Source organism: Pseudomonas sp. AKS31 (assembly GCF_023634765.1).
GTDB lineage: Bacteria > Pseudomonadota > Gammaproteobacteria > Pseudomonadales > Pseudomonadaceae > Aquipseudomonas.
In genome coordinates this window covers 1-242 of record NZ_JAMLFX010000051.1, presented here as the reverse complement: position 1 = coordinate 242, position 242 = coordinate 1, and the positions used below count along the sequence as shown (strand labels likewise).

General features: G+C 63.2%; 1 protein-coding gene. It reads left to right on the top strand.

Annotated features, from left to right (window positions below; translation table 11 throughout):
• A partial coding sequence (locus M9827_RS27670; RefSeq protein ID WP_250608405.1) for an RHS repeat domain-containing protein occupies positions 1 to 242 on the top strand: 242 nt, incomplete at both ends.

Here is a 242-nt window from a genome sequence, read left to right as displayed (position 1 = left end):
CGGCAACATTGGGACGCCGTTGGCCGACTGCTCCAGACGACGTTTCCTACCGGCAGCACCCGTGCCTACAGCTACGGCGCCTACGGTCAGGTCACCGCCGAGCGCGATGAACTGGGGCGCATCACCCGCTACGAATACGACGACGATCTGCACCTGGTCTCGCGGCGAATCAACCCCGACGGCACGCGGGTGCAGTACCGCTACGACCATGCGCAGTTATTGCTCACCGAGATCGAAAACGA